The organism is Acidimicrobiia bacterium (assembly GCA_040880805.1).
GTDB lineage: Bacteria > Actinomycetota > Acidimicrobiia > IMCC26256 > DASPTH01 > DASPTH01.
The window spans coordinates 11,880-18,550 of sequence record JBBDHW010000043.1 but is presented as its reverse complement, the minus strand read 5'-3'; the positions used below and the strand labels follow the sequence as shown (position 1 = coordinate 18,550).

General features: G+C 70.0%; 8 protein-coding genes. 6 read left to right on the top strand and 2 right to left on the bottom strand.

Going from position 1 to position 6,671, the window contains the following annotated elements; translation table 11 throughout:
* The coding region (locus WD271_11335) for a WYL domain-containing protein (protein MEX1008425.1) at positions 1-411 on the top strand (411 nt) is incomplete at its 5' end.
* Complete coding sequence (locus WD271_11330) at positions 411-1,397, top strand: WYL domain-containing protein (GenBank protein ID MEX1008424.1); 987 nt, start codon at positions 411-413, stop codon at positions 1,395-1,397. The genes WD271_11335 and WD271_11330, both read left to right, overlap by 1 nt.
* Positions 1,398-1,554: 157 nt before the next feature.
* On the opposite strand, the gene WD271_11325 is transcribed toward WD271_11330, so the two are convergent.
* Both WD271_11325 and WD271_11320 read right to left on the bottom strand, forming a co-directional pair.
* The gene (locus WD271_11325; protein MEX1008423.1) at positions 1,555-2,550 is read right to left on the bottom strand and encodes a fatty acid desaturase family protein; all 996 of its coding nucleotides are present in this window, start codon (positions 2,548-2,550) and stop codon (positions 1,555-1,557) included.
* Between the two features lie 5 nt (positions 2,551-2,555).
* The gene (locus tag WD271_11320; GenBank protein MEX1008422.1) at positions 2,556-3,119 is read right to left on the bottom strand and encodes an SRPBCC family protein; all 564 of its coding nucleotides are present in this window, start codon (positions 3,117-3,119) and stop codon (positions 2,556-2,558) included.
* A gap of 42 nt (positions 3,120-3,161) precedes the next feature.
* Between WD271_11320 and WD271_11315 the strand changes: the two genes are divergently transcribed.
* The 4 genes from WD271_11315 to WD271_11300 form a co-directional block, all read left to right on the top strand.
* Positions 3,162-3,947 carry an SDR family NAD(P)-dependent oxidoreductase gene (locus WD271_11315; protein MEX1008421.1) on the top strand — a complete coding sequence of 262 codons (786 nt, stop codon included), beginning with the start codon at positions 3,162-3,164 and terminating at the stop codon, positions 3,945-3,947.
* 66 nt (positions 3,948-4,013) lie between these two features.
* A complete protein-coding gene (locus WD271_11310) occupies positions 4,014-4,604 on the top strand; it encodes a helix-turn-helix domain-containing protein (GenBank protein MEX1008420.1) in 591 nt (196 codons plus the stop codon).
* Positions 4,601-6,250 (top strand): MDR family MFS transporter, encoded by a 1,650-nt coding sequence (locus WD271_11305; GenBank protein MEX1008419.1) that lies wholly within the window; start codon positions 4,601-4,603, stop codon positions 6,248-6,250. Before WD271_11310 ends, WD271_11305 begins: the two co-directional genes overlap by 4 nt.
* Before the next feature lie 18 nt (positions 6,251-6,268).
* A partial coding sequence (locus WD271_11300) for an inorganic phosphate transporter (protein ID MEX1008418.1) occupies positions 6,269-6,671 on the top strand: 403 nt, incomplete at its 3' end.

Sequence of the window (6,671 nt, the reverse complement as noted above, 5' to 3'; positions counted from 1 at the left end):
GGCCTCGACGTCGACGCAGGTGGAGTGCGCCGGTTCCGGCTCGACCGGATCGAGCGCGGCGACGGTGTCGATCCGGTCGTGCTCGACGGCGCCGCCGGCATGTACGCGGTGCCCGACGACTTCGACGTCGATGCCGCGTTCGACCTCGACCCCAACGTCTGGGGCACCGACCCGCTGATGCGTGCGCGGGTGCGTGTGCGCGCCGATCATGTGGTCGCATTCCGGCGCGAGCTCGGCGGCGAGATGGTCGAGCCCGACGCGGACGGCGGCGTGATCGAGCTCGACGTGCGTCATTACAGGTCGTTTCGCAACCGGCTGTTTGCGTTTCGCACCAACGCCGTCGTGCTCGCGCCGCCCGAGCTGGTGGCGATCGTGCGCGACCATCTCGCCGCGCTCGCGGAGGCGCGTTGATGCCCGCGCTTGCCAAACAACGCCACTTCGAGATCCTGCGCGCCACGCTCGCGCTCGCGGAAGAGCGCGGCGTCGTACAACTCGACGACGCGGCGCGGGCCGTCGACGTCGATGCCGACACGCTCCACGCACTCCTCGAGCCCGTGCTCTACCTCGAGTTCCGCACCGGCACCGACGAGATCGTGAGCGAGGAGCGAGCGTTCCTGCTCACCGAAGACGGCCGGCTCATGGTCGCCGAGGAGCACTGGCTCCGTAACCTCGCGTCGGAGGCACCTGATCCGGACACCGCGCTGCGCCTCCTCGTCGCCGGGCTCGCGTTCCAGAGCGTTGCGACCCGCTCCACTCCCGATCTCGATCGAGCGCTCGCCAAGCTGCGCGCGGTGGTCGCGGCGCAGCTGTGCGTGAGCGTCGAGCGCCCGCCGTACTTGCCGGTCGCGCAGGAAGCGTGGCGGGAGGGGCGGTCGCTGCGCTTTCGCTACCTGCCCGACGGCGCGGAGGTGGCGAGCGACCGCGAGGCGGTGCCGCACCGCGTCTACTGCAAGTGGGGCCACTGGTACTTCCAGGGTCGCGAGCTCGAAGAAGCCGATGCGAAGAACTTCCGCGTCGACCGGATGGTGGACTCGGAGCTCGGTGATGTCGCGTCCGACCCGCCCACCGACGCCGAGATCCCCGACTGGTTCGACCTGCGCGAGTACGAGCGCACGATCACGCTGCGGCTCACACCAGCGCAACTCGACGCGCTGCCGCGACCGCACCGCGTCGAACGCACCGTCGAGCTCCACGATGGTCGCGTCGAAGCCGACGTCACCGTGATCGGGGAGCGCCGCGTCGAGTACGTGCTCGTGTGCCTCGACCCCGACGTCGACGTTGTGGCACCGGCGGAGTATCGCGCGCTGCAGCGCTCCCACGCCGCGCACCTCCTCGGTGCGTATGCCGCACCGCCGGCGGAACGCGCGAGAGCGCGCCGACGACGAAGGATCGGATAGACCCTTCAAGATGGCGGCCGAGATCCGTAACAACGAGGAACAGTCGCGCTACGAGCTCGTTCTCGACGGGTTGTTGGGCCGTCGCCGAGTACATCGCAGAGCACCCGGAGTACGCCGACCTCGTCGCCGGCTAACCCGAGATTCGGATCGATCCGCGTCAGGCCGAGCCAGAGGCTCCCGCGCGCAATGCCCGCCAGAGCGCCGGATAGTTCGCGTACTCGAGCGTCGGTGTGACGTAGCCCGCCTCGATCAACGCGCGGTGGTAGCGCGGCAACGCGCGCATCGGCACGCCGGCGTCGACGTGATGCGGGAGGTGCCAGCCGATGTGGTACGGGACGAGCATGAACCGCGCGACCGCGTGCTGCTGCACGGTGTGCGTGGTCTCGCGCCGGTCGGACGACGCGTTCATGCCGCCGTGCTCGGCGATCGCGCGCAACCGGTTGATCACGCGCCAGACCGTTATGTGCGGCAGCACCCAGAGCAACGGGTACAGCCACCACCGGCCGACGGCGATCGCCGCTCCCAACAGCACCGCCTGCACCAGCAGGATCTGGAGCAACGTCCGCCGCGAGCGCGAGCCCTTCCATCGAGCGGGCGCGAACTGGTCGCGGAACAGACGGAACCCGGTCTGGCCGGTGGCGTCGCGCACGAGCTTGCGGCGGAAGCTCGCGGCGGTGATCGGGTAGCCCGAGTACAGCGGGATGTCGGGCTCGTCGGGGCCGAACTCGTGGCGGTGGTGCGCCATGTGCACGCGCCGGTACGCGTCGGTGGACGTGAAGATCGGGTATCCCACGATCCACCGCCCCACGAGATCGTTGACGCGCTTGTTCGCGAACAGCAGCCGGTGGGCCGCCTCGTGCATCAGCGCGGCGAACTGCGCGTCGGCGCGCCCCATGAGCAGGAACGCGAGCACGTACCCGATCGGGTTTCCCCACCACACCGCGAGCGCGAGCACGCCAACCGTCTGGATCCACGCGAACAGCACCGCCCACGCGTTGCGCCATGACGGGACGCGACGCAGGTCCTCGCGGAACGCGGGCTGCGGACGGCCGTCGGCGCGAACACGTTGCGTCTCGTGCGGCACGGGGAGCAGCTCGGGATCGGGCTGCATGCCGCCGAGCGGCCGAACGGCGGGGGCGCCGGAATGCGCCATGCGGCTCATGGTAGGCCCGCGCCGGGCCGCCGGCTCCCGCGTCGTTCCGCCTCGGCGCGGATGCCGTCGAGCGATTCCTGCACGGTCCGCTCCCACTTGTCCGCGACGATGCCGCCCCACCAGCTACCAACGGCCCCGAAGTCGGTGCCGAGCTCACCCGTGTACTCGAAGTCCGTGCCACCCTCCGCGTTCGCCCGCAGTTCGAAGGTCTCGACGACGTGCGGCACGGGGCCCCGAAGCAGCCGGAAGTGCACGCGAAGCGGTCGTTCGAACCGGACCGTCGTCGCCGTGAGCATGCCGGTCGGCGTGTAGTGCGCGGCGAGGACCATGTCGCTCCCGCGCTCGAGCACCTCGACCTTCGCCTCCATCGCCCGCGGTGTGCGGCCCAAGTACGGCGCCGCGATCACGTCGAACACGACGTCGGGTGGCGCGTCGATCGGCATGCGGATCGGCCCGAGTGGCCGAACCCGGCGGCCGATCCCGAGGTCGAGCGTGAGCGCGCCGCGCACGACGAGGGTGTACGCCGCCGCCGCACCCGCCACGATCCCGAGCGCACGCACCAGCTTCACGAGTAGATAATGGCCGCGAAACCGCACACGAGGGGAGCAGGCATGGGACGGCTCGACGGCAAGGTAGCGATCGTGACTGGCGGGTCGCGCGGCGTGGGCGCGGCGACGGCGCGGGTGTTCGCGGAGGAGGGCGCGCAGGTGATGGTGTCCGACGTCGTCGACGAGCGGGGCGAGGAGATCGCGAGCGAGATCGGCGACGCCGCCACGTACGTGCATTGCGACGTGAGCGTCGAGGCCGACTGGACGGCGCTCATCGAGCGGACGATGTCGCAGCACGGCCGGCTCGACGTGCTCGCCAACATCGCGGCGGTGATGCATCTCAGCCTGATCGTTGACACCACGCCCGAGGACTACCTGCGTGTCACCAAGGTCAACGAGCTCGGCACGTTCATGGGGATCCGCGCCGCGATCGCGCCGATGACGCAATCGGGCGGCGGCTCGATCGTCAACTACGCGTCGGTGTGGGTCGTGCAGCCGGCGCCGTACACGTGCGCGTACGGCGCAAGCAAGTGGGCGATCAGCGGCCTCACCAAGTGCGCGGCGATCGAGCTCGCGCCCCGCGGGATCCGCGTGAACTGCATCTACGGCTCGGGCGGCAGCCCGCAGTTCATCACCGACAACCCGATCTCGGAACGGATGGGTGAGCTGCTCGCGACCGGCAACCAGCGCGAGTTCCGGCCGCGGGAACACCGCGGGCCGGGCGCCGAGTACGCGAGCGGACCCGAGGCCGCGGCGCGCACCTGCCTGTTCCTCGCGAGCGACGAGAGCTCCTGGTACAACGGCGCCGACTTCGCTCCCGGCGCCCTCCTGATCGGCCACCCCCTGTAACCCCAATCTGTTTTGAAGGGGGGAAGGGCTTGGTGGTTGAACGAGCGTTCAAGTAAGTTGGCGCCCGTGAGCGCGGCGCCGGGTACCACGACGGTCCCCACCAGAGACCGGATCGTCGAGGCGGCGCTGCGCCTCTTCGCGGAGCGGGGCACCACCGCCGTGAGCATGCGCGAGCTCGCCGACGCGGCCGGCGTGACGGTACCCGGGCTCTACTACCACTTCGCCTCGAAGGCCGAGCTCATCCGCGAGGTGTACCGCGCGCAGGGCTTCGGCAAGGAGCCGGGCGAGATCGAACTGCCCGCCCCCGCGCCGGTCGAGGCGATCATCGTCGCGGAGGCCCGTCGCGAGTTCACGCGCTTCATCGGCCAGCGCGAGTTCCTCAGCCTCATGCAAGGTGAGGCCGTCCTCGGCGACGAGGACGCGCTCGAGGTGGGGCTCACGCTTGCGGCGTTGTGGCGCGCCCGGTGGGTCGCCGTACTCGGCTGCGCGACCGACGCCGCACCCGACGCCGATCTCGACGCCGCGGCCGACTGCATCGCCACGTTCCTCTGGGGTCTGTTCGTCGAGTACCTGCGACGCGACACCAAGACCGAGGATCACCGCATCGAACAGTTCGCACGACTCGTCGCGCCCGCGCTGCGGGGAACGAGCGTGTGAGCCTCTCCACCGCGTACGCGGCGCGCTTGAGCCCCGGGCGTCGCCGGCTCACGCTCGTCGCCGTCACCGCGGGCATGTTCCTCGCGGCGCTCGACGGCACGGTCGTCGCTACCGCGATGCCGACGGTGATCGGCGACCTCCACGGCCTCGACCACTACGCCTGGGTGTTCACCGCGTACCTCCTCGCGGAGATCGCGACGATCCCGGTGTGGGGTCGTTTCGCCGACATGTACGGCCGCAAGAAGATCTTCCTCACGGGCATGGTGATATTCATGGTCGGCTCGATGCTGTGCGGGGCGGCAGGTTCGATGATCCAACTCGTCCTCTTCCGCGGCCTCCAGGGTGTCGGCGCGGGCTGCGTGCTCCCCGTCGCGCAGACGATCGTGGCCGACCTCTACACGATGAAGCAGCGCCCGAAGGTCTCGATGTTGTTCTCGGTGGTGTTCGGGTTCGGATCGATCGTCGGACCGCTGATCGGCGGATTCATCACCGAGAACCTGTCGTGGCGCTGGGTGTTCTACGTGAACCTGCCCGTCGCCGTCTTCACGATCCTGATGGTCGCGTTCGTGATGATCGAGCCGCTCCAGTACCGGCACAAGCACCGCATCGACTGGCCGGGCATGTTCACGCTGCTCGGGTGGACCGGGCTGCTCGTGTTCGCGCTCGAGAGCGGCGGCCGCGACTACGGGTGGGGCTCGCCGATGATCGTCGGCGCCCTCGGCGCGAGCGTGGTGTTGCTCGTGGCGTTCCTCTTCATCGAACGGCGGGCGACCGAGCCGCTGATCCCCTTCGACCTGTTCAAGATCCGCACGCTGCGGGCGTCGAACTCGATCGGCCTCGCGATCGGCATGGTCATGTTCGGGACGCTGTCGTTCCTGCCGCTCTTCGTGCAGGTCGTGAACCAGTCGTCGGCCACGCAGGCGGGCCGCATCCTCACGCCGATGATGCTGGCGATGGTCGTCGCCTCACCGGTCGCGGCGCGCCTCATCCTCGCGGTCGGGTACCGCGTCCTCTCCGTCGCGGGCTTCGGGTTCGTCCTCGTGGGAACGTTCCTCCTCACGCGCCTCAGTACCGGCACGAGCGAGTTCGAGACCGGCGTGTGCATGGTGTTCATCGGGTTCGGAATGGGCATCACCTTCCTCACCACGATCCTGGCCACACAGAACTCGGTCGACCTCCCGCGCATGGGAACCGCGACGGGCCTCGTCAACTTCACCCGTCAGCTCGGCGGTGTGCTCGGGGTGGCGATCGCGGGCGCGGTGATGCTCACCTCGCTCACGGACCGGATCGCCGAGCTCTTCCCCGGCCAGCACATCCCCGCCGGCGCGCTGCTCTCTGCGCAGACGGCGAAGGCGTTCCCCGTCGAGACGCAGGACGCGGTGCGCGGCGCGTTCGCCGACTCGTTGCACCTCGTGTTCGTGACGATGTTCGTCATCGCGATCGTCGGCGCGTTCACCGCGCTGCTCATGCCGCGCGGGAAGCCGGTCGTGGAGCACGTCCCCGAGATGGCCGGGCACCCGATGGACGAGGCGATCCTCCCCGACGGCGAGACGTTCACGATCGCGTCGCCGTTCGACGAGTCAGACCAGTCCGACCGGCCCGACGCGGATCAAGCCGCCTTCGGGGCCACCGGCTCGCCGAGGTAGTGCTCGAGGAATGCGCGGGTGAGCACCGCTCTCGTCGTCGCCGTAGCCATGGCGCTCGCGTTCGCGGTCACGAACGGCCTGCACGACGCCGCCAACTCCATCGCCACGCTGGTGATGACCCGCGCCGCGCACCCGGGCCCCGCAGTGATCCTCGCGGCGGTCGGCAACGTGATCGGGCCGCTGCTCATCGGCCGGGCGGTGGCGGACACGATCGCGGGGATCGTCACGGTGCCGAGCGCCGATGTCACCGTGGTCCTCGGCGCCGCGCTCACCGGCGCGGTCGCCTGGAACCTGATCACGTGGTGGCGCGGCCTGCCGTCGAGCTCGGGCCACGCGCTCCTCGGCGGTCTCGTCGGGGCCGCGCTCGCCGAGGGCGGCACGTCGGCCGTCGATTGGGGTGGCTTCGACGGACTGCATCCCG